The organism is Vannielia litorea (genome assembly GCF_900142295.1).
Classification (GTDB): Bacteria; Pseudomonadota; Alphaproteobacteria; order Rhodobacterales; family Rhodobacteraceae; genus Vannielia; species Vannielia litorea.
This window is the reverse complement of sequence record NZ_FSRL01000002.1, coordinates 114,021-135,265: the sequence shown is the minus strand read 5'-3', so window position 1 is coordinate 135,265 and position 21,245 is coordinate 114,021. Positions and strand designations below refer to the sequence as shown.

At 68.1% G+C, this 21,245-nt stretch carries 25 protein-coding genes; 18 read left to right on the top strand and 7 right to left on the bottom strand.

Going from position 1 to position 21,245, the window contains the following annotated elements:
- Window positions 1–3 precede the first annotated feature (3 nt).
- Both BUR94_RS18575 and BUR94_RS18570 read left to right on the top strand, forming a co-directional pair.
- Entirely contained in the window at window positions 4–909 is a 906-nt protein-coding gene (locus BUR94_RS18575) for a LysR family transcriptional regulator (RefSeq protein ID WP_245794640.1), read from the top strand.
- 401 nt (window positions 910–1,310) lie between these two features.
- Window positions 1,311–2,423 carry an ankyrin repeat domain-containing protein gene (locus tag BUR94_RS18570; RefSeq protein WP_074257925.1) on the top strand — a complete coding sequence of 371 codons (1,113 nt, stop codon included), beginning with the start codon at window positions 1,311–1,313 and terminating at the stop codon, window positions 2,421–2,423.
- 230 nt (window positions 2,424–2,653) lie between these two features.
- Here BUR94_RS18570 and BUR94_RS18565 read toward each other — a convergent pair whose 3' ends face one another.
- Both BUR94_RS18565 and BUR94_RS18560 read right to left on the bottom strand, forming a co-directional pair.
- Window positions 2,654–3,844, bottom strand: a complete 1,191-nt coding sequence (locus BUR94_RS18565; RefSeq protein WP_074257924.1) for an NnrS family protein — start codon at window positions 3,842–3,844, stop codon at window positions 2,654–2,656.
- Window positions 3,845–3,923: 79 nt separating this feature from the next.
- Window positions 3,924–4,352 carry a pseudoazurin gene (locus tag BUR94_RS18560; protein WP_074257923.1) on the bottom strand — a complete coding sequence of 143 codons (429 nt, stop codon included), beginning with the start codon at window positions 4,350–4,352 and terminating at the stop codon, window positions 3,924–3,926.
- 100 nt (window positions 4,353–4,452) lie between these two features.
- Between BUR94_RS18560 and BUR94_RS18555 the strand changes: the two genes are divergently transcribed.
- Window positions 4,453–5,148, top strand: coding sequence for a Crp/Fnr family transcriptional regulator (locus tag BUR94_RS18555; RefSeq protein WP_074257922.1), 696 nt, complete (start codon window positions 4,453–4,455; stop codon window positions 5,146–5,148).
- On the opposite strand, the gene BUR94_RS18550 is transcribed toward BUR94_RS18555, so the two are convergent.
- A complete protein-coding gene (locus tag BUR94_RS18550) occupies window positions 5,129–5,359 on the bottom strand; it encodes a DUF1858 domain-containing protein (RefSeq protein WP_074257921.1) in 231 nt (76 codons plus the stop codon). The genes BUR94_RS18555 and BUR94_RS18550 overlap by 20 nt on opposite strands.
- 124 nt (window positions 5,360–5,483) lie before the next feature.
- Here BUR94_RS18550 and BUR94_RS18545 point away from each other — a divergent pair, with 124 nt between their 5' ends.
- From BUR94_RS18545 to BUR94_RS18480, 15 genes are all read left to right on the top strand, one after another.
- Entirely contained in the window at window positions 5,484–5,936 is a 453-nt protein-coding gene (locus BUR94_RS18545) for a c-type cytochrome (protein ID WP_074257920.1), read from the top strand.
- Window positions 5,937–5,957: 21 nt separating this feature from the next.
- Window positions 5,958–7,301: a cbb3-type cytochrome c oxidase subunit I gene (locus tag BUR94_RS18540; protein ID WP_074257919.1), complete on the top strand. Its 1,344-nt coding sequence runs from the start codon at window positions 5,958–5,960 to the stop codon at window positions 7,299–7,301.
- A gap of 3 nt (window positions 7,302–7,304) precedes the next feature.
- A complete protein-coding gene (locus tag BUR94_RS18535; RefSeq protein ID WP_074257918.1) occupies window positions 7,305–8,099 on the top strand; it encodes a CbbQ/NirQ/NorQ/GpvN family protein in 795 nt (264 codons plus the stop codon).
- A gap of 5 nt (window positions 8,100–8,104) precedes the next feature.
- Window positions 8,105–9,982, top strand: coding sequence for a nitric oxide reductase activation protein NorD (locus tag BUR94_RS18530; RefSeq protein ID WP_074257917.1), 1,878 nt, complete (start codon window positions 8,105–8,107; stop codon window positions 9,980–9,982).
- Window position 9,983: 1 nt separating this feature from the next.
- Complete coding sequence (locus tag BUR94_RS20795; RefSeq protein WP_175570502.1) at window positions 9,984–10,157, top strand: hypothetical protein; 174 nt, start codon at window positions 9,984–9,986, stop codon at window positions 10,155–10,157.
- Window positions 10,154–10,372 carry an NnrT protein gene (locus tag BUR94_RS18525; protein ID WP_074257916.1) on the top strand — a complete coding sequence of 73 codons (219 nt, stop codon included), beginning with the start codon at window positions 10,154–10,156 and terminating at the stop codon, window positions 10,370–10,372. Before BUR94_RS20795 ends, BUR94_RS18525 begins: the two co-directional genes overlap by 4 nt.
- The gene (locus BUR94_RS18520; RefSeq protein ID WP_074257915.1) at window positions 10,369–11,061 is read left to right on the top strand and encodes an NnrU family protein; all 693 of its coding nucleotides are present in this window, start codon (window positions 10,369–10,371) and stop codon (window positions 11,059–11,061) included. The genes BUR94_RS18525 and BUR94_RS18520 overlap by 4 nt, the downstream gene beginning before the upstream one ends.
- Before the next feature lie 164 nt (window positions 11,062–11,225).
- Window positions 11,226–11,735, top strand: a complete 510-nt coding sequence (gene napF / locus BUR94_RS18515) for a ferredoxin-type protein NapF (protein ID WP_074257914.1) — start codon at window positions 11,226–11,228, stop codon at window positions 11,733–11,735.
- Entirely contained in the window at window positions 11,732–12,004 is a 273-nt protein-coding gene (locus tag BUR94_RS18510) for a chaperone NapD (protein ID WP_074257913.1), read from the top strand. Before napF ends, BUR94_RS18510 begins: the two co-directional genes overlap by 4 nt.
- 3 nt (window positions 12,005–12,007) lie before the next feature.
- Window positions 12,008–14,500: a nitrate reductase catalytic subunit NapA gene (gene napA / locus BUR94_RS18505; RefSeq protein WP_074257912.1), complete on the top strand. Its 2,493-nt coding sequence runs from the start codon at window positions 12,008–12,010 to the stop codon at window positions 14,498–14,500.
- An 85-nt stretch (window positions 14,501–14,585) separates the two neighbouring features.
- Window positions 14,586–15,386 (top strand): ferredoxin-type protein NapG, encoded by an 801-nt coding sequence (gene napG, locus BUR94_RS18500; RefSeq protein ID WP_245794636.1) that lies wholly within the window; start codon window positions 14,586–14,588, stop codon window positions 15,384–15,386.
- Complete coding sequence (gene napH / locus BUR94_RS18495; RefSeq protein WP_074257910.1) at window positions 15,383–16,294, top strand: quinol dehydrogenase ferredoxin subunit NapH; 912 nt, start codon at window positions 15,383–15,385, stop codon at window positions 16,292–16,294. The genes napG and napH overlap by 4 nt, the downstream gene beginning before the upstream one ends.
- Window positions 16,295–16,316: 22 nt before the next feature.
- Entirely contained in the window at window positions 16,317–16,754 is a 438-nt protein-coding gene (locus BUR94_RS18490) for a nitrate reductase cytochrome c-type subunit (protein WP_084193194.1), read from the top strand.
- Between the two features lie 20 nt (window positions 16,755–16,774).
- Window positions 16,775–17,476, top strand: coding sequence for a NapC/NirT family cytochrome c (locus BUR94_RS18485; RefSeq protein ID WP_074257909.1), 702 nt, complete (start codon window positions 16,775–16,777; stop codon window positions 17,474–17,476).
- A gap of 21 nt (window positions 17,477–17,497) precedes the next feature.
- A complete protein-coding gene (locus tag BUR94_RS18480) occupies window positions 17,498–17,770 on the top strand; it encodes a hypothetical protein (protein ID WP_245794634.1) in 273 nt (90 codons plus the stop codon).
- A 16-nt stretch (window positions 17,771–17,786) separates the two neighbouring features.
- Here the strand turns inward: BUR94_RS18480 and BUR94_RS18475 are convergent, their stop codons facing one another.
- The 4 genes from BUR94_RS18475 to nirK all read right to left on the bottom strand — a co-directional run bounded on the left by BUR94_RS18475 (window position 17,787) and on the right by nirK (window position 21,087).
- Window positions 17,787–18,293 carry a DUF2478 domain-containing protein gene (locus tag BUR94_RS18475; RefSeq protein WP_074257908.1) on the bottom strand — a complete coding sequence of 169 codons (507 nt, stop codon included), beginning with the start codon at window positions 18,291–18,293 and terminating at the stop codon, window positions 17,787–17,789.
- Between the two features lie 31 nt (window positions 18,294–18,324).
- Window positions 18,325–19,020, bottom strand: a complete 696-nt coding sequence (locus BUR94_RS18470; protein WP_074257907.1) for a Crp/Fnr family transcriptional regulator — start codon at window positions 19,018–19,020, stop codon at window positions 18,325–18,327.
- A gap of 42 nt (window positions 19,021–19,062) precedes the next feature.
- Complete coding sequence (locus BUR94_RS18465) at window positions 19,063–19,863, bottom strand: formylglycine-generating enzyme family protein (RefSeq protein ID WP_074257906.1); 801 nt, start codon at window positions 19,861–19,863, stop codon at window positions 19,063–19,065.
- A 75-nt stretch (window positions 19,864–19,938) separates the two neighbouring features.
- The gene (gene nirK / locus BUR94_RS18460) at window positions 19,939–21,087 is read right to left on the bottom strand and encodes a copper-containing nitrite reductase (RefSeq protein WP_074257905.1); all 1,149 of its coding nucleotides are present in this window, start codon (window positions 21,085–21,087) and stop codon (window positions 19,939–19,941) included.
- Between the last annotated feature and the right edge of the window lie 158 nt (window positions 21,088–21,245).

Sequence of the window (21,245 nt, the reverse complement as noted above, 5' to 3'; positions counted from 1 at the left end):
GCGATGCCGGACCTGAACCTGCTGATCACGCTCGATGCACTGCTGGCGGAAGGCAGCGTGGCCGGCGCTGCGCGGCGCCTCGGTCTGAGCCCCTCCGCGATGAGCCGCGCGCTGGCGCGGCTGCGGGAGGTCACCGGAGACCCGCTGCTGGTGCGCGCCGGCCGGGGCCTTGTGGCGACCCCGCGCGCGATGGAGCTGCGCGAGAGGGTGGGCGAGCTGGTCGATGGCGCCCAGGAGGTGTTGCGACCGGCGGCCAGGCTCGATCTCTCCCGGTTGACGCGGCGCTTCACCCTGCGCTGCTCCGAGGGCTTTGCCGAGAGCTTCGGGCCGGCGCTGCTGGAGATCATCGGCGCGGAGGCGCCGGGGGTGACGCTGGCCTTCACCCTGAAGGAGGACAAGGACAGCGCGCCGCTGCGCGACGGCACCGTTGACCTCGAGACCGGAGTGATCGATGCCGGAACGGCCCCCGAGTTGCGCGCCTTCCCGCTCTTCGACGACCGCTGGATTGGCGTGGTGCGCGCGGGTCACCCCTTGGCGCAAGTTGGTGATCCGACCAAGATCTACGCTGCGGCGGCGCACATCCAGGTCGAGCGTCGGGGGCTCCACAGCGATGAGATCGATGGTGCCGCGAGCGAGGCCGGGATCGTCCGGCGTGTGCGTGCGGTGGCCGGCGGCTTCGCGACGGCCCTGGCGCTGGCCCGCGCCACCGACCTCGTCGCCACGGTCCCGGCGCGCCACACGCTCGGACTGCGCCGGGACATGACGAGCTTCGAGCTACCGTTCCCGCTCCCCGGCTTCACCGTCTCGATGCTCTGGCATCCGCGGATGAACGGAGACCTGGGGCATCGGTGGTTGCGACAGTGCCTGCGCCGGGCCTGTGACGCGGTGCTCAGGAGCGCGCAGGAGTGAGGTGATGCTACGGGGCAGCAGTCGGGTGCACGAGTTCGAGTTGCGACGTAACGGTCGATCATGAACAAGTGCGCCTGCCGAGGAGGAAAGGCTGGAGTGCCGCTGATCGGCGGATCCCGAGGAAGTCCTAGGAAACCCAAAGAATCTCGATCCCTGTGCGTCTCGGCGCCACCAACTATTGGTGACGCAAATCTGCCTCTGATCTACATGGTCGCGGCTCCGGGCACGTCATGCCCCCATCCCGCGAGGTTCCGGGCCGGCGGTCTGCGCTGGGCCGGGCGGGACACGGGCGAGAGCGGTTCGGGCGACCAGGAGGCGCAGCCGAGCGGCCAGCGGCACCCGATCATCTTTCAGTTGCAGCGTTTCCCTTTTGCAGGATCAATTGAGGGAGCGGCCAGAACATGCGTTGGACCTGGGTAATCTTGCTCACCTCGATTGTCGTGGCCGCCGGTCTTGGCTTTCTATGGCGCGTTCAGCAGGAACCCCCGGCGCCAGCGCCGTCGACCGAAACGCAGCCGCAGCGGGAGGAGGCTTCGCCCGTGGCTGAAACCGACCGCACCGAGCTTGCGATGTCCGGCTATGCTGAGGCCTCCGAAGACATGCGCGCGCTGGCTGTCGCGGTTTTCAACGGCACCCCGCTTCCGGCCGATGCGCTGAGCCGGGTTACGCCGGAGGAGCTATCTGCCTTCTACGACACCACGGTGCCGAAAGAGCTGGCCACGAAGGATGCTCCCGCCGGCATGCAGGTTCGGCGCAACCTGCTCCTGGACGCCTTCGCCTTTGACCGGCAGGAGGCGGGCAAGGCCGTTGTCGAGGCGGGGGCCGATGTGAATGTCGCCGATCACCTCATGGCCTACAACGCATTGGCCGAGTTGAGTGGCTCCCGGATGGTGCCATTCCCCGATTTCAGCAAGGGAATGCCATGGCTGCGGCTCTATGTCGAAAACGGCGGCGACCTGCACGCCCAGAGACCGGGAACAAGCCAAACGCTGCTTCAGCGCGCTGCGGGCCTGGATAATCTCGAAGGGCTTCTCTACCTGCTGGAGAAGGGCGCGGATGGGTGGAGGCCGGCAGTCAGGGATGGATTTGCATATAAGCCCTTCTTCGACGACGCCTTCTGGGGCTCGGCTGGCATCATAGGTTCAGAAATCGCCTTTCGGATTGCTGTAGAGGGGCACATCCAAGACGCGAAACCGGAGCAACTGGCACCAATCCTGAACGATCTCACCGCCGCAATCGACCGCTTCGAAGGGCCCGGCCCCGACTCGATGAACACCGTCTGGCGTTTGCGCGCGGTGGCACAGGCAATCCTGGATCATTCGAACGTCGCTGCGCCTGAGCCTCTGGCCGAGCAATTGCGCAAGCCGTTTCCGGAAGACATCGGCGGGTGGCATCTCAGGCCTGATGAGGTCAGATCACCCCCCCGGGACCGAGCCTGGCCCGATGGAGCCGGGCACGATCATATGGCCTTCGGACTGACCTGCAATGAACCAGACAGTTTCAGTTCGTGGTGACGCGGCCCTGAGCGCCTGCCTGCGAAAAGCGGGATTGCTGGCGATCCATGTCTATAACAACGACGCCGCTCATGTTGCCCCGGCTCTGCCCTTCTTTCCCAGTTTCTGCTGCCACTCGAACTCTAAGGGCTGCAGCAAGAGGTCCGGGAGATCGTCGGCGATCACATGACCTCGGACAACGGAAAGCTGCCTGCGGTGCGGCGTCTGTTGCGGCGGGCGTGACGCCCGGATCAGCCTTTCGGTGCCAGTGACGAGGGGTGGCGACGGGCGGTCTTGGGGAGGGACAGCGCCGGGCCGAGCCGGAGAGCCAGCAGCGCGAAGGCTGCCGTCCAGAGCAGGGCCGAAAGCGCGGGGCCGCCGGGCATCAGGTCGGAGGCCGCACGCAGCAGGCTGGCGAGCAGCGTCAGGCCGAAGGCCGCGGTCAGGAGCGGGCCGGCGACGAGCGGGCGCCCGGTGTGGCCCATGGTGGCGCGCATCATCACCGCCACCGTCATGCCGCCGATGGCGCCGATGCCGAGGAGGTGAGTCGCGGTGGCCTCGGTGGTCAGCGCCAGGGCGGCAGCCGAGGCCGCGGCAAGCCCGAGGGGCACGAAGAGATAGGCCAAGTGCAGCATCAGCAGCAGCGGCGAGCGCCAGGTCGCATGGCCGCGCCAGCGGGCCAGGCGCCCCAGGTGCAGCAGCGCCGCCAGGCCGCAGAGGACTGCCGTGGCCAGGCTTTCGGGGGCGGCGACCCAGCTGACCAGGGCGAGCGCGCCGCCGGCGAGGGAGAGGCCGTCGAACCGGGAGAAGGGCACCGGCAGGGCGGTGGCACCGCGCTGCACCAGCCAGTTGCGGGTGAAGCTGGGCACGATGCGCCCGCCGATCAGCAGGATCAGGAAGATCAGCAGGGCGATCCCGGCGCGGTGACCGTGCCAGGCAGTGCCGGCCAGGGCGGCCTCGGCGTGATAGGCGATGTTGGCGAGCCAGAGCAGGCTGACCGGCACCAGCACCTTGAGGTTGCGCCAGTTCTTTCCGGCCACGATCTCGCGGGCGATCATGGCGGCGACGGCGAGCAGGAAGGCCTGGTCGACAAGGGCCGTGGCCAGCGCGCCGAGGCCGAAGACACCGGCCACCGCAAGCCGCCCGGCGAGCCAGAGCGCCAGCAGACCCGCCAGCGGCCAGCCGCGGGTGGGCAGGCGACCGGTCCAGTTGGGGACGGCAGTAAAGAGGAAGCCCGCCACCACCGCCGCGCCGTAGCCGTAGATCATCTCGTGGATGTGCCAGTCGGTGGGGTGCAGGGGCGAGGCAAGCGCGACGCGGCCTGTCCAGACCAGCCACCACAGCGGGATCACCCCGAGCGCGAAGAGCGTGGCGGCCAGGAAGAACGGCCGGAAACCGTAGGAAAAGAGCGCGGGGCCGCGAAATGTGAAGCTGGGAGACATGAACGGCGCTCCGGGATCGAATCAGGGACGGGCGGCACCCCAAGGCGCCGCCCGGCGGTCGAGTTGAAGGAAACTGGGATTACTCGACCTGGGCGAAGAGATCGGCCATCCGGCCTTTCGCCTTGCCTTTCTGTTGGACGGCCGAGGCCGCCTCGAGGTTGACGGCCTCGCCGACCTGCACCAAGGCGACCATGCCCATGGCATAGTGCGGGGTACACTTGATGCCGTAGAGCCCTTCGGCCTCGACGGTCAGCTCGAATTCTTCGTTGTTCTTGGTCTTGAAGCCTTCCACGCCCTCGGGAAGCATCCCTTCGATGCTCTCCACGTTGTGGCCCTTGTCGGTGGGCAGGAACTTGACCACGTCACCCGGTGCGGCCTTCACGTAGGCCGGCTCGAAGACCATCGCCCCGGCCTCGCCCTTGTTGAGCATCTTGACCTCGTGGGTTTCGGCCCAGCCTGCACCTGCGGCGAGGGCGAGGGCACCGGCGAGCATCATCTTGGCAAACATCGGACTTTCCTTTCATGCGTATCCGCTTGTTTCGGTTGCCCCGGTTCTGCACTAGGATCGCGGCTCGAACATTGCTCTGAAACAAACTCCCGGACTGAAAGTGCCCAAGCTCGACGAAAGCCTGCTGACCGGCCTGCCCCCGTTCTCGCAACTGGACCGTGACCAGATTCGCGAGATCCTCGATGCCGCCGTGTCCCGCCGCTACGAGGAAGGGACCGAGATCTTCCGCGAGAGCGATGCTGCCGACCGCTTCTACCTGCTGCTCGACGGCTACCTGCGGGTGGTGCGGACCACTCCGGGGGGCGAGCAGATCATCGTGCTGCACATCTCGCCGGGCCAACTCTTCGGCATCGCCCCCGCACTGCATCGCGACACCTACCCGGCCACCGCCATCGCGGCGGCCGAGAGTATTGCGTTGTCGTGGCCGGTGCGGCTGTGGGCGGATTTCACGGCGCGCTACCCCGGCTTTGCCTCGGAGACCTACAAGACCCTCGGCCAGCGGCTCGGCCAGATCCAGGAGACGCTGACGGAGATGGCGACCCAGGCGGTGGAGAAGCGGGTGGCCTGTGCATTGCTGCGGATGGTCACCCAGAGCGGGCGGAAGGTGCCGGAGGGAATCGAGATCGCCTTTCCGATCACCCGGCAAAACATTTCGGACATGACGGGCACGACCCTGCACACGGTGAGCCGGCTGCTCTCGGCCTGGCAGAAGGACGGGATCGTGGAATCGACGCGCAAGCACATCACCGTCACCGATCCGCACGCGCTTGTGGTGCTCAGCGAGGCGCATCCCTGAGGCGGCCGCAGGCGCGCTGCTCCAGTTCGGCGCGAAAGTCATCTTCGTCCAGATCATACTCCAGGCAGGCGTCGGTGATGGCGTGAAACGGCGCGATCGGGCAGCCGGGGCAGAGCATCTTGCGCTCGAGGAAGGCCGCCACCATCTCGGGCCAGGCCGCGAAGAGCTCGGAGAGCGGCAGATCGGGGTCGTCGAAATCCGGGCGGCGCATGGCGGTTCCTTTCCGCCTTCAGCCTGCACCCGGCTTTCGCCCGCTTCTTTGCGCTTGCGCAACATCCGGCCCGGCGCGCGCCTCTAGAAAACTCGCATCCGAAACAAAACTTCCGGAACGCGACATGTCAGAAATACTTACCAAATCGCGCGCCAGGAACGTGTTCTACGGGGGATCCATATTCTTCGTGGTCGTGTTCGTGGCCATGACGGTGCAGAGCCACCGCCACATCGTGCAGACCTCGACCGCCGGCATGGAGCTGAGCGACGCGGTGCGCCAGGGCAAGCACGTGTGGGAGCGTCACTCCTGCATCAACTGTCACACGCTGCATGGCGAGGGCGCCTACTTTGCCCCCGAGCTCGGCAACGTGATGACCCGCTGGGGCGCGCTGGACGACGCCGAGCTGGCCTACGAGATCCTCGACGGCTGGATGAAGGCCCAGCCTTCGGGCATCGAGGGCCGCCGCCAGATGCCCTACTTCGAGATCACCGAGGAGGAGATGCGCGCGCTTGCCGAGTTCCTCCGCTGGGCCGATCAGACCGACACCCAGAACTGGCCGCCGAACGACGCCGGTTGATGTTCTGAGAGGAGAACCCCCATGAAATACCAATCGCAAAAGGTGGCTTACGCCTATTTCGTCGCCGCCATGGCACTGTTCGGCATCCAGGTGCTCGGCGGGCTGCTGGCCGGGTGGGTCTATGTTGCGCCCAACACGCTCAGCGAGATCCTGCCCTTCAACGTGATCCGCATGATCCACACCAACGCGCTGATCGTCTGGCTGCTGCTGGGCTTCTTCGGCGCGGCCTATTACCTCGTGCCGGAGGAGAGCGAGCGCGAGATCTTCTCGGTCAAGCTGGCCTACATCCAGCTCGCCATCCTGCTGGTCGGCACGCTGGGTGCCGTCGGCTCCTACCTCGTGGGCATCCACGGCGGGCGGGAGTTTCTGGAGCAACCGCTCTGGGTGAAGTTCGGCATCCTGGTGGCCGCCGTCATCTTTCTCGTCAACGTCTCGCTCACCTTCCTTGCGGGGCGCAAGACGGCGATCACCAACATCCTGATGATGGGCCTCTGGCTGCTGTGCCTGCTCTGGGTCTTCGCCTTCATCAACCCCGACAACCTCAGCCTCGACAAGATGTACTGGTGGTTCGTCGTGCACCTCTGGGTCGAGGCGACCTGGGAGCTGGTCATGGCCGCGATCCTCGGCTTCCTGATGCTCAAGCTCACCGGGGTGGACCGCGAGGTGATCGAGAAATGGCTCTACGTGATCGTCGCCACAGCGCTCTTCTCGGGCATCCTCGGCACCGGCCACCATTTCTACTGGATCGGCACGCCGGGCTACTGGCAGTGGGTCGGCTCGATCTTCTCGACCTTCGAGGTGGTGCCGTTCTTCGCCATGATGAGCTTTGCCTTCATCATGGTCTGGAAGGGGCGCAAGAACCACCCGAACAAGGCGGCGCTGCTGTGGTCGCTGGGCGCCTCCACCGTGGCCTTCTTCGGGGCCGGCGTCTGGGGCTTTCTGCACACGCTGCACGGGGTCAACTTCTATACCCACGGCACCCAGATCACCGCCGCGCACGGGCACCTGTCGTTCTACGGCGCCTATGTGGCGCTCAACCTGGCCATGTTCACCTATGCCATGCCGATCCTGAAAGGGCGCGAGCCCTACAACCAGGTGCTCAACATGGCCTCGTTCTGGCTGATGACGGGCGGCATGTGCTTCATGACCTTCACGCTCACCTTTGCCGGCACCATCCAGACCCACATGCAGCGGATCGTCGGCGACTACTACATGGACGTGCAGGACCAGCTTGGCCTGTTCTACATGATGCGCTTCGGCTCGGGCGTGGCAGTGGTGCTGGGCGCTCTGCTCTTCATCTACTCGATGCTCGTGGTGCGCCGCGAGATCATCAAGCCCGGCCCCGTGGCCGTTCCGGGAGAGTGAGCCATGCGTGACCTGACCACCCCCGACCTGCCGTTCTACCAGCCCGCCGCCGATGAGTGCGCGGTGTTCGAGACGGCCCACACCAACGGTTTGCCCCTTCTTCTGAAGGGGCCGACCGGCTGCGGCAAGACCCGCTTCGTGGAGCACATGGCCGCCCGGCTCGGCCTGCCGCTGCACACCGTGGCCTGCCACGACGACCTCTCCGCCGCCGACCTGATCGGGCGCTACCTGCTGAAGGGCGGCGAGACCGTCTGGGTCGACGGGCCGCTGACGCGGGCGGTGCGCGAGGGCGGCATCTGCTACCTCGACGAGGTGGTGGAGGCCCGCAAGGATGTGACGGTGGTGCTGCACCCGCTCACCGACGACCGCCGCCGCCTGGTGATCGACCGCACCGGCGAGGAGCTGGCCGCGCCAAAGAGCTTCATGCTCGTGGCCAGCTACAACCCCGGCTACCAGAACGTGCTGAAGAAGCTGAAGCCCTCGACGCGGCAGCGCTTCATCTCGATCGGGTTCGACTTTCCGTCGCCCGAGGTGGAGGTGCCGGTGGTGATGCGCGAGAGCGGGCTCGACGAGGCGCGGGCGACCGCGCTGGTGCGGCTCGGCGGCAAGATCCGCACGCTTTCGGGCATGGACCTGGAGGAGGGCGTCTCGACCCGGCTGCTGATCTATGCCGCCACGATGATCGCCGGCGGCATGGCGGTGGACCGGGCCCTGGAGGCGGCGATCATCGCGCCGCTCAGCGACGAGCCCGACACGCAACAGGCGCTGCGCGACCTCGCGGCCGTGATCTACGGGTGAGCGCCATGATGCATCTGCTCGACCTGATGGAGCCCGAGGAGACCGTCGGCAACCTCTGGCACGACATGGCCGCGCGATGGGGCCATGCGGGCGGCGATGCCGGGGAGGCGGTGACGCTGGAGCAGATGCGCGCCTCGGTGGCCACGCTTTATCGGGCGCTGGGCGGCGGGGCGGGGGTCGAGATCGTGCCCGCCCCGCTCACCACCTCGGGCCATCGGACGGGTCGGCTGCGCCGCATCGGCACCCCGCGCGAACAGGCGCATGTGGCCGATTTCGACGGCGACCGGCTGCGCCTGCCCCCGGTGATCGACGCCTTCTCGACGCGCGCGCTGAACCGCGCCTGCTACCTCTGGCTCGCCGCGCTCGCCTCCTGCGTGGAGATCCCCGCGCCCGCCGACGACCCGCTGGCCGCGGACCGGGCCGAGATCGCCGCGCTCGCCGCCGCCTCGGATCGCGCCTATGCGGCCTGTCCCGGGCTGCGGGGCAGCTACGAGAGCCTCTGTCGCCACCTGATCGAAACCCGCCGGCGCAGCGGCCTTCCGCGCTGCGAGGCCGGGGTGGAGCAGCTGGTGCTGGATCAGCTCGCCGGGCAATCCGAGGCCGAGGAGTGCCTCGCCTGCCCGGCCCCGCGCGGCTACTGCAGCTATGCGCCGGTGCCGATATGGCTCAGGCTCCGTGCCGGCGGCTCGGGCGGGAGAGCCCCCGCCGAGGCGCAGGAGCAGGCGGCCCCGGCGATGGCCCTGGCCACCCGCAAGGACGCCCGCCGCGAGGACCGGGACCAGGCCAACCGGAACGACAGTTTCATCATCCATCGCTTCGAAACGATCATGTCCTGGGCCGAGAGCCTCAATCTCAACCGCATGGTCGACGATGACGACCAGGACAATGCCGCCAAGGCCGCCGAGGACCAGGACCACCTGACGCTGAGCCAGAACCTCAAGCGCGCCGCCACCCGGCTGCGCCTCTCGCTCGACCTTTCGCCGCAGGACGCCGACCACGAGCGGCTGGCGGGGGCCTTCACCTACCCCGAATGGAACCGTCGGAACGGCGCCTACATGCCCGACCACACCCGCGTGCTGGAGGCCGAGGCAAAGCCCTCGCAAAGCTACGCGCCCGATGCAAAGCTCGTGGCCCGCGTGAAGCGCCAGTTCGCGCCGCTCCATCCGCGCCGCGTGGTGCTCCCCCGCCAGCTCGACGGCGACGACCTCGACCTCGACGCGGTGGTGACCTCGCGCACCGATCTCGCCTGCGGCCAGGAGGGCAGCGACCGGGTGTGGCAGGCCAACCGGCCCATGGCGCGCGATCTTTCGGTGGCGATCCTCATGGATTGCTCGCGCTCCACCGAGGCCGCCATCGGCGAGACCTCGGTGATCGAGGTGGCGCGCGAGGCCCTCTCGGCGTTGGCCGGGGGCATCGACACCGCCGGCGACCGGCTGGGCATCTGGGGCTTTTCCTCGCTGCGGCGCGACCGGGTGTTCCTGCATCGCTGCAAGCGGTTCGACGAGCCGGTTTCGGGCGAGGTGACGGCGCGGATCGGCGGGCTGAGGCCGGGCCATTACACGCGGCTGGGCGCCGCCATCCGCCATGTTTCGGCCCAGCTTGCCGAGGAGGGCGCCGCGCGGCGCCTGCTGCTGGTGCTGACCGACGGCAAGCCCAACGACCTCGACCATTACGAGGGCCAGCACGGCATCGAAGACAGCCGCATGGCGGTGCGCGAGGCGCATGCGCTCGGGCAATCGGTGCATGGGGTGATCGTCGACGAGGACGGGCAGGACTGGTTTGCCCGCATCTTCGGGCGTGGCGGCTTTACCCTCCTGCCCCAGCCCTCCCGCCTGCCCCGCGCCCTTCCCGACATCTACCAGACCCTCACCATGGAGAGCTGACATGAAACGCATCCTCACCCTCGCCGCCCTCTTTCCGGCCCCGCTCATGGCCGCCGCTTTCGAGCGTCCGATCCCGCAGCCGCAGACCGATGCGGCGGAGTTCTGGTTCTTCATCGGCTCGGTCGCGCTGGTGCTCTCGCTGGTGGCGGTGCAATGGCTGGTGAGCCGGCGATGAGGCCAGGCTGGAAGCTGCTGGCGGGGCTCTACCCCTTTGCCGCGGGGGCGATGGGGGTGAACCTGTTCTTCGCCTCGCTGATCGGCACCTGGCTGGGCTGGCCGGCGCTCACGCCCTGGGCCGCCGCCGCCGGCGGGCTGGTGATCGGCGTGCCCGCGACATGGGCCTTTGCCTGCCATATCCTGCGGCTGATGAAGCAGGCCGAGGGCAAGTGACGGGTTGGGCCGAATACGCGCTGGCGCTGGCGCTCTTCGTGGCCAGCCACTTTCTGCCCCGCCTCGGCGGGCTGCGGGAGCGGCTGATCGCGGCCCTGGGGCGGCGTGGCTATTTCGGCCTTTACGGGCTGCTCTCGACTCTGCTGCTTGTGTGGCTCGTTTCGGCGGCGATCCGGGCGCCCTACGTCGAGCTCTGGGCCCAGGCGCCCTGGGCGCGCTGGGTGCCGAACCTGGCGATGCCGGTGGCGCTGGTTCTCGTCGCCTGCGGCCTCGGGATACGCCAGCCCTTCACCCTCGGCGGGCGGAAGGGCGCGGCCTTCGACCCGTCGGACCCCGGCCTTGCCGCGATCTCGCGCCACCCGCTCTTTCTGGCCCTCGCGCTCTGGGCCGGGGCGCATCTCTTTCCGAACGGCGACCTGGCGATGGTGCTGATCTTCGGCAGTTTCTCGCTCATGGCGCTCGCCGCCATCCCGGCCTTCGACGCAAGGGCCCGCCGCGTGCTCGGCGCGCGGGCGGCAGGCTTTTTCTCGCACACGGCGATCCTCTCGCTCGCGCCTCTGGCCCGCCCGGAATGGCGGCGCCGGAACGGGCGCAGACTGGCCCTGCGCGCCGCTCTCGGCCTCGCGCTCTGGCTTGCGGCGCTCCTGCTGCACGAAGCGCTCATCGGGGTCGTGCCCTACCCATCGTGAGGCGCCGCGCCTTGACCTAAGTCAAGGCCATGCCGCCGGCTCTCCCCTAAGGTGAGCCTGCGAACAGGCACAACATTTACCGAATCTTCACCTTGAAGCAGAATTGTCCCGACACAACTCGCCTGTCCGGACTCTGTCGACAGGCGATCAAGGCCAGGTAGTCCATGACGACCGAGCACAGCAGACGCAACTTTTTGCGCGGGCGGCTTTCGCAGCCGGAGCCGGTGCGGATGAGGCCGCCGGGCGCGCAGCCGGGCTTTGCGAGGCTCTGCACCCATTGCGGCGATTGCGCACGCGCCTGCCCCGAAGCGATCATCATCCGTCACGAGTCCGGCGAGCCGGTCGTCGATTTTGCCCGCGGGGCCTGCACCTTCTGCAACGCCTGCGCGCAGGCCTGCGAGGCCGGTGCCCTGAAACCCGCCGAGCCCGCGGACTGGCCCTGGCGCGCCACCATCGACGCGAGCTGCTTTTCGCTGAACGGCGTGTTCTGCCGAAGCTGCGAAGATGCCTGCGAGGCCCGCGCCATCCGCTTCAGGCTGATGACCGGCGGCAGATCGGTGCCTGTCCTTGACCAGGATCAATGCACCGGCTGCGGCGAATGCGCATCCACTTGCCCGGCGGGTGCGATCTCTTTCGAGGTGCCCAAACCCGCAGTGGAGGAGATACGCGCATGAATATCTGTGGATGCCTGGTTCACGTTGCCCGTGACGCCGTGCCCGACGCCCGCGCGGCGATGGAGGCCACGCCGGGGGTGGAGGTTCATGCCCAGACCGACGATGGCCGCCTTGTCGTGGTTGTCGAGGATACCGACGAGGCCTTTGCCTCCGACACCATCATGGGGCTGCACCAGGTCCCGGGCGTGATCTCGCTGACGCTCAACTATCACCACTTCGAAGACACCTCGCCGCGAGCCGCGCTCGCCGCCACCCAGCCGGAGACCTGACGCATGACCATCTCGGAATCCCGCCGCACCTTCCTCAAGGCCACCGCCGCGGCCAGCACCGCGGCCGCCGCCGGGCTCAGCCTGCCGGGAGAGGCGCTGGCCCAGGCACCGGGCAGTGCCGATATCCGCTGGGACAAGGCGCCCTGCCGCTTCTGCGGCACCGGCTGCTCGGTGCTGGTGGGCACCAAGGAGGGCCGCGTGGTGGCCACCCAGGGCGACCCCGAAGCCCCGGTGAACCGCGGGCTGAACTGCATCAAGGGCTATTTCCTCTCCAAGATCATGTATGGCGCCGACCGTCTGACCACGCCGCTGCTGCGCAAGTCGAACGGGGTCTACGACAAGAACGGCGAGTTCGAGCCGGTGAGCTGGGACGAGGCCTTCGACGTGATGGCGCAGAAGTGGAAGGAGGCGCTGGCCAAGAAGGGGCCGACCTCGGTGGGCATGTTCGGCTCCGGCCAGTGGACCGTCTGGGAGGGCTATGCCGCCGCCAAGCTGATGAAGGCGGGCCTGCGCTCCAACAACATCGACCCCAACGCCCGGCACTGCATGGCCTCCGCCGTGGTGGGCTTCATGCGGGCCTTCGGCATCGACGAGCCGATGGGCTGCTATGACGACTTCGAGCATGCCGATACCTTCGTGCTCTGGGGCTCCAACATGGCCGAGATGCACCCGATCCTCTGGTCGCGCCTCACCGACACGCGCCTGACCAAGCCCGGCGCCGAGGTGCATGTGCTCTCGACCTTCGAGCACCGCTCCTTCGAGCTGGCCGACAACGGCATGGTCTTTGCCCCGCAGACCGACCTGGCGATCCTGAACTACATCGCCAATTACATCATCCAGAACGATGCGGTGAACTGGGACTTCCTCGAGAAGCACGTGAACATCACCAGGACGGCGACCGACATCGGCTACGGGCTGCGCGACAGCCACCCGCGCCAGGAGGCGGCGGCCAACCCCAACTCGGGCGAGCTGACGCCGATCGACTTTGACGAATACGCCAAGGCGGTGGAGCCCTACACGGCCGAATATGTCTCGGAGCTGTCCGGCGTGCCGGTGCACCAGCTCGAGAAGCTCGCCCAGCAATATGCCGACCCGAACCGCAAGGTGATGAGCCTCTGGACCATGGGCTTCAACCAGCACACGCGGGGCAGCTGGGCCAATGGCTCGGTCTACAACATCCACCTGCTGACCGGAAAGATCTCGGAGCCGGGCAACTCGCCCTTCTCGCTCACCGGCCAGCCCTCGGCCTGCGGCACCGCGCGCGAGGTGGGCACCTTTGCCCATCGGCTTCCGGCCGACATGGTGGTGACAAACGACGAGCACCGCGCCTATGCCGAGAAGGTCTGGAAGCTGCCCGAGGGCACCATCCCGCCCACGCCCGGCCTGCACGCCGTGGCGCAGAACCGGGCGCTGAAGGACGGCACGCTCAACGCCTACTGGGTGCAGTGCAACAACAACATGCAGGCGGCGGCCAACATCAACGAAGAGGGCCTTCCTGGCTACCGCAACCCCGAGAACTTCATCACCGTCTCCGACCCCTATCCGACGGTCACCGCGATGAGCGCCGACCTGATCCTGCCCACCGCCATGTGGGTGGAGAAGGAGGGCGCCTATGGAAACGCCGAGCGCCGCACCCAGTTCTGGCGCCAGCAGGTGATGGCGCCGGGCGAGGCCAAGAGCGACCTGTGGCAGCTCATGGAGTTTGCCAAGCGCTTCACCGTGGAGGAGGCCTGGGGCGAGGAGCTGGTGGCCAAGAAGCCCGAGCTCGCCGGCAAGACGCTCTACGAGGTGCTGTTCGAGAACGGCGAGGTGAACAAGTTCCCGCTGGAGCAAACCGCGGAGGGCTTCGACAACGTGGAGTCCGAGCACTTCGGCTACTACGTCCAGAAGGGGCTGTTCGAGGAATATGCCGTCTTCGGGCGCGGCCATGGCCACGACCTCGCCGATTTCGATGTCTACCACCAGGCGCGCGGGCTGCGCTGGCCCGTGGTCGACGGGCAGGAAACGCTCTACCGCTTCCGCGAGGGCTACGACTCCTATGTGCCGGAGGGCTCGGAGGTGTCTTTCTACGGGCACAAGGACGGCAAGGCGAAGATCATCTTCTCGCCCTTCGAGCCTGCCGCCGAGGAGCCGGACGAGGAATACGATCTCTGGCTCTCCACCGGCCGGGTGCTGGAGCACTGGCATTCGGGCTCGATGACGCGGCGGGTGCCCGAGCTGCACCGCGCCTTCCCCAACGCGGTGGTCTTCATGCACCCCGAGGATGCCGAGGCGCGCGGCCTCCGCCGCGGACAGGAGATCGAGATCTCCACGCGGCGCGGCAAGATGCTGAGCCGGGTCGAGACGCGAGGCCGCAACAAGCCGCCGCGGGGGCTCGTCTTCGTGCCGTGGTTCGACGAGGGGCAGCTGATCAACAAGCTGACGCTCGATGCCACCTGTCCGCTCTCCAAGGAGACGGACTTCAAGAAATGCGCCTGCAAGGTCGAACGCGCCTGAGGCAGCGCGCGGGCGCGTGCGGCCGAGCCGCGCGCGCCGCCCTTCACCCCCAAGAAAGCACGGTATGTCTGCCGCCAAAGCCCCCATGTCCCCCCAGCGCCGCCGGTTTCTGACCGACACGGCGCGCATGGCGGCGGGCTGTGCCCTGGCGGGCAGCGGGCTGGCCTGGCTGGCGCGCGACGCCCGCGCCCTGCCGGCCGAGGCGCTGCGCCCGCCCGGCGCCCTGCCGGAGCGTGAGTTTCTCGCCGCCTGCATCCGCTGCGGCCTTTGCGTGCGCGACTGCCCCTATGACACGCTCGCGCTGGCCGAACTGGGCGAGGACGGGGCGGCCACCGGCACGCCCTTCTTCACCGCCCGCGAGGTGCCCTGCGAGATGTGCGAGGACATCCCCTGCGTCGCTGCCTGCCCGACCGGCGCGCTCGATCCGGGCCTGACCGACATCGACGAGGCGCGCATGGGCACTGCCGTTCTGGTGGACCAGGAGAACTGCCTCAACTTCCTCGGGCTGCGCTGCGACGTGTGCTACCGGGTCTGCCCGGTGATCGACGAGGCGATCACGCTGGAGCTGTCGCACAACGACCGATCCGGCCACCACGCGATCTTCGCGCCCACGGTCCATGCCGATCACTGCACCGGCTGCGGGGTCTGCGAAAAGAGCTGCGTGCTGCAGGAGGCCGCGATCAAGGTGCTGCCTGTGCGGCTGGCCCGTGCCGCCCCCGCCGAGCACTATCGCAAGGGCTGGGAGGAGATGGAGCAGAAGGGCGCGCCGCTGGTCGATGGGGTGATCGACCTGCCCGACCGCCTGCCCGGCCCCGGCACCGACAACCTCGCCGCGCCCGGCGGGTTCGAGCCTGCCTTCAAGCTGCCGGAAGGCGCCGGGCAATGAAGGCGACAACCGCTCTCCCGGTCGGCGAGGAGGCCATCCGCCTCAAGGGGTGGTGGCGGGCGCATCGCTTTCTCATCCTGCGGCGGCTGTCGCAGGCGTTTTTCCTCGCGCTCTTTCTGATCGGCCCCTGGTTCGGGATCTGGTGGGTCTCCGGCACGTTGGCAGGCTCGCGCACCCTGGGCGTGCTGCCGCTGACCGATCCGCTGGTCGCGGCGCAGGGGATCGTTGCCGGGCACTGGCCCGAGCTGACCGCACTTGCCGGTGCGCTGATCGTGCTGGTGGCCTATGCGCTGGTCGGCGGCCGCAGCTATTGCGCCTGGGTCTGCCCGATCAACCCGGTGACGGACGCGGCGCATTGGCTGCACGCCCGGCTCGACCTGCCGAAGGGCTGGCAGCCCAAGCGCCACACGCGGCTGTGGCTGCTGGGCACCGTGCTCGCCGCCTCCGCCCTCACCGGCACCATCGCCTGGGAGCTGGTGAACCCGATCACCATGCTGCATCGCGGTCTCGTCTTCGGGATGGGCTTTGCCTGGGCGCTGGTGGCGCTGGTGTTCCTGTTCGACCTGCTGGTCTCCCGGCGCGGTTGGTGCGGCCACCTCTGCCCGGTGGGCGCCTTCTACGGCCTCGTCGGCCACAAGAGCCTGCTGCGGGTCACCGCCCGCAAACGCACGGCTTGCGACGACTGCATGGATTGCTTTGCCGTCTGCCCGGAGAACCAGGTGATCTCGCCCGCCCTGCGCGGCAAGGGCGAGGACACGCCGCTGATCCTGTCACCGGATTGCACCAACTGCGGGCGCTGCATCGACGTGTGCTCTGTCGATGTCTTCGCCTTTACCCATCGCTTCGACCATGCGGTCGATGCGCCGAAACAACCACAGCCGGACGAGCCCGTCGAACGGGCCGCCTGATCCGCCACAAGGGAGAGTGAACATGAAACTGACGGCTTTCGCGGGCATCGCCACGCTGGCGACGACGATGCTGGTGTCGGGACTGGTGCTTGCCCAGTCCAGCGGCCCGGTCAAATCCCTGCGCGGCACCGAGGTGGAAGCCGAGCGACCAGCGCCCGAGCTTTACCAGCAGCAGGAGGGGCGCGAGGTGCGCAACTATCGCCAGCAGCCGCCGGTGATTCCGCATTCGATGGATCAATACCAGATCGACCTGCGCACCAACCAGTGCCTGACCTGCCACGACTGGACTAACGCCGGGGATCGCGGGGCACCGACGCTGTCGATGACCCACTACCTCGACCGCGAGGGCAACCAGCTCGATACGGTGGCCGGCACGCGGTGGTTCTGCAACCAGTGCCACGTGCCGCAGGCCGATGCGCCGGCGCTGATCGGCAACACCTTTGGCAGCGCGTCGCAGTGAGCGGGAAGGGGAGGCACGACATGTCCGACAACGAGACCACCCCGCGCCGGGGCTTTCTGCGGCGCCTCTGGGCCGGGTTCTGGAGCCCCTCCGGCGTGCTCAGCACCGGCTTCCTGCTGATCGCGGGCTTCATCGGCGGCATCCTGTTCTGGGGCGGCTTTCACTGGTCGCTGGAGCTGACCAATACCGAGGAGTTCTGCACCTCCTGCCACACGATGGAGACCAACCTCGGCGAGTACCGGGAGACGATCCACTACAACAACCACTCCGGCGTGCGGGCGATCTGCTCGGATTGCCACGTGCCGCACGAGTGGCAGTACAAGATGAAGGCCAAGATCATGGCCGTGAAGGACGTGTATCACGAGGTGCTCGGCACGATCTCGACGCCGGAGAAATACGAGGAGCGCCGGCTGGAGATGGCCGCCGCCGTCTGGAAGAAGATGAAGGCCAGTGACAGCCGCGAATGCCGCAACTGCCACGCCTTCGAATACATGGATTTTACCATCCAGGAGACCCGCGCCGCCGACAGCCACCAGCGCGCGATCGACGAGAACATGACCTGCATCGACTGCCACCAGGGCATCGCCCATGACCTGCCACCGGGCTACCTGGAGGAATACGAGCACGTGGTGCAGGAGCTTGCCGGAGAGGTCCGCCACGGCACCGCCAGCGGGCAGGATGTGGCGGCGATCCGCAGCTGGCTCGGCAAGGCTGCCGACTGAGCGCCGAAAAGGAGATACATCATGCTCAACATTCTCGACCTTCTCGGCACCATCGGCGGCAGCATCCTCGGCCTGCCCGGTATCCTCGGCACGGCGCTCGGGATGATGACCCGCAACTGGCTCGTCGCCGCCGGGCTGGGCGGGCTCATCGGGGTGCTTTCGCCGTTGATCCTTGGCGGCTCGCACTCCACTCATGTGCCGATCACCATGACCGAATACGCGGTGTCCATCATCGTGGGGGTGATTGCCGGGCTGGTGGGATGCGCGATCCGGCACAAGGGCGCCACGGTCTGACCGGGCAGACCCCGAATCAGCGCGCTAGGGCGGCCTCGACCCAGGCGTGAAGCGCGTGGGCGTCGGCCTCGAGCCGCGTTTCCAGCCCGCCCGTGAAGGCAAGGAAGCTCTCGAGGTTGCGGGGGTTCACCGCCGTCAGGGCCGGGATGCCCTGCTCGAGCGCCAGGGCCAGCACCGGGCAGAACCCCCGGCCGGAGCCCTCGTGCGCGCCGAACTTGTTGAGGATCAGCACCTCGGCCCCGGCCGAGAGCCGGGCCGAGACCGCAACCGCCGCATCTTCGAGCGAGGCCGGATCCAGCCGGCAGCCGCGCGCCCCGCCACCCAGCCGCTGGGAGATCCCGATCTCCGGTCCCTCGGGCAGAACGGCAAGCTCCATGTCGCAGGGGTGCGCCCCCGGCGAGGGCGCACGGGACTGCACCACGCCAGCCACGACGCGGCCCTCGCCCTGGAGCCGCGCTGCAAGCTCGGCGAGCAGCCGGTCGGCCTCGCCGCGGGTTTCCGCCAGGATGTAGCCCAGTGTCATCTCGTCGCCCTCGTGCTGCGCGCGGTGCCGGTCAGGCCCACGCGGCCTCTCTGAACTCCGCATAGGCGGCAAGCGCGGGCACATCGTCAACCCGCACCTCGCGCCGGTGCACCCGCACGCCTTCGGCCCGCAACCGGCGGAAGGCGCGCGACAGGCTCTCCGGCGACAGCCCGACCTGGCCGGCGATCAGGGCCTTGTCGTAGGGCAGCCGAACCGTGCAGGCCCGGCCACAGGTGTCGGGCACCAGCGAGAGGATGAACTGCGCAGCCCGCTGCGCCCCGGAACAGACCTTGAGCGCCTCGACCTGGCCGACCAGCGCCTCGAGATGATGCAGCGTACTCGCCAGCAGGGCGGCGCGAATCTCGGTGCAGCTGCCGAGCAGCCCGTTGAAGGCCGTGGCCGGGATCTTGAGGAGGGCGCAGTCGGTGACCGCCTCGGCATGGACGAGATAGCGCTCGCCCCGCAGCGCCGCCACCTCGCCGAGGCTGCGGGAAGGGCCGAGCACGTCGATCACCGCCTCGCCCCCGCGGGCGGTTATGCGGAAGAGCTTGGCCCAGCCCGACAGGACGACGAACACGTCGTCGGCCCTGCTTTCGGGGGTGAGGATCGTGGCACCGCGTGCGACATGGCGGACGGTGCCGCGGGCCATGACCTCTTCGGCAATCGCGGGCGGGCAGTCTTTCAGCAGAAGCGATCGCCGTGCGACGGTCTTGTGCTCGGGTGTCATGGGGCTGACTTTCCAATAGGGGTCGTGGAGCGGTGCGGGGCGTCAGCCTTCGCGCACCAGGCGAAAGCCGAGGTGATCCGGCGGCAGGCCGACGGCGCAGCCGCCGACGCTGGCATCGCGGACGAAGTCGATCACCGCCGCGCGGTGCCGCCCCCCGGCGATGCGGACGCCGCAATAGGGCTCGGAGGCCTCTATGCTGCCGTCCGCCGCCAGGCGGCCCGTGGCCATGCAGCCATCGGTCCATTCCCAGACGTTGCCGCCGAGGTCGGCCAGGCCGAGGCTGTTTTCGCCAAAGCCGCCGAGTGGCCGGAGTGCGGGGCTGGAACTGCCGCGCAGCAGCACGCCGCGCTCGTATTGCGAGAGCATCCGCGTGCCCGGGTCCAGCTCGCCCTCGTCGGGCGCGGCATCACCCTGCCGCTCCGCGGCGGCGCGCTGCCATTCGGGCTCGCTGGGCAGCCGCCAGGTCTCGCCAGTCTGGCGCGAGAACCAGGCAGCATAGGCGGTGGCATCGGCCCAGTTCACCATGGTCTGGGCATAGCCGCCCTCGCCGGTGCCCACGTCTTCGCAGGCGCCATCGGCCACGCAGGCAAGATACTCGGCCCGCGAGACCTGGTATTTCATGATCTCGAAGCCGGCGACCTCGACCGGCAGGGCCCCCGGCGTGCTGGCCTTGCCCTCGCGGCTGAAGTTGCCGAGCGGGCGAAAGGCGATCTGGCCGGGCGCGACCATCACGGTCTCGGGCAGGGCCACGCCGGATTGGGTTTGCGGGCGCATTGCCAGGGCCGCCAGCACCGCGACGCCGGTTGCCAGGGCACAGCCTGCGAGGATGAAGCTCTTGCGCATGATCGGTATCCTCGATGCCAAGGGGGTGGCCGGATTGCCCGGCCACCCCGCCACCTCCCTGGTGGGCTGGCCGCCTTACGGAAGCGCGGTCTTGCCTTCGTAGGCGGCGTTGTATTCGACCGGGGCCTGGACCTGCTCCATCAGGTCGTTGTTCCAGTCGCCATCCACCACCACATGCGCCGTGGCGCCGAGGTTCACGGCCTCGATCAGGTTGTGGTTCACGTAGGCGTAGACGCCGGGCTGGAGGAACTCGTAGAGCGCCGCTCCGGCAGAGCCGCCGCGGATGAACCAGGTTTCAAGGTCGCGTTCCGGCGGGTTGTTGAACTTGCCGGTCTCCCAGACCAGGTCGCCGTGGCCGCCGATCAGGTGCGGGCGGCTGTCGCGGTTGGCCTGGCTGTGGACGAAGAGCACCTTTTCGCCCTGCGCGGCGTGCAGCGCATTGTCGCCGGTCAGCGCGCCGACCTTGCCATTGAACACCACATGGGTCGGGATCAGCCCGTTCATCACCTCGAGCGTGTCGGGATAGCTCTCGCCCACGTCGGCAAAGCGCATGTAGTCGCCGTTCTCGTCCTTCGGGATGTAGAAGTCGTTCTCGCCGATGTAGAACACGCGGTCGTAGCGGACCGGCTTGCCCTCGTGATCCTTCAGCCCGTCGCGCGGCAGCACCATGATCGCGCCCGACATGCCGCTGACCACGTGCCAGGGGATCATCGGGCCGCCCGGGGCGCAGTGGTAGACGAAGGTGCCGGGGCGCGTGGCCTTCCAGCGCAGCACGGTCTTTTCGCCGGGGTTGATCAGGGTCAGCGAACCGCCGCCCAGGGCGCCCGTGGCCGAGTGGAAGTCGATGTTGTGCTGCATCAGGTTCTCGGGCGAGTTGTAGAGCGTCAGCTCCACGTAATCGCCTTCGTGCACCACCATCAGCGGGCCGGGGATGGAGCCGTGGAAGGTCATGGCCTGGAGGTAGGCGCCACTGTCGACCTCGACCTCCTTCTCGACGATCTGCATCTCGAACTCGACGATGCGCGGCTCGCCGGGGGCCTCCTGCTCGTGGTCATGCACGTAGGGCGGGCGGACCAGCTTGCGCTTGATGCGCTGCAGGTTCGACAGATCGACCGGGGCGGCCATGGAGGTGTCCATGATTTCCTCGGCCTGCGCCCGCTTGGTCAGGATCGGGAGAGAGGCCAGCACGGCGGCTCCCATAAGTGCGGCACGTCTCGTCAGCATCTCGGTTCTCCTTCTGCAACGGATAGCTGTTGGTCCCGAGTCTAGGAGAACCGGCCGGGCCGGACTTTGCTGGAGCGCAAACTTCGGGGCGATCTTCGCCCGATGGGCGGTGGCCCTCGCGGGCCCGCCGCGGCGTGCCGGATCGGTCAGCCCGGAGG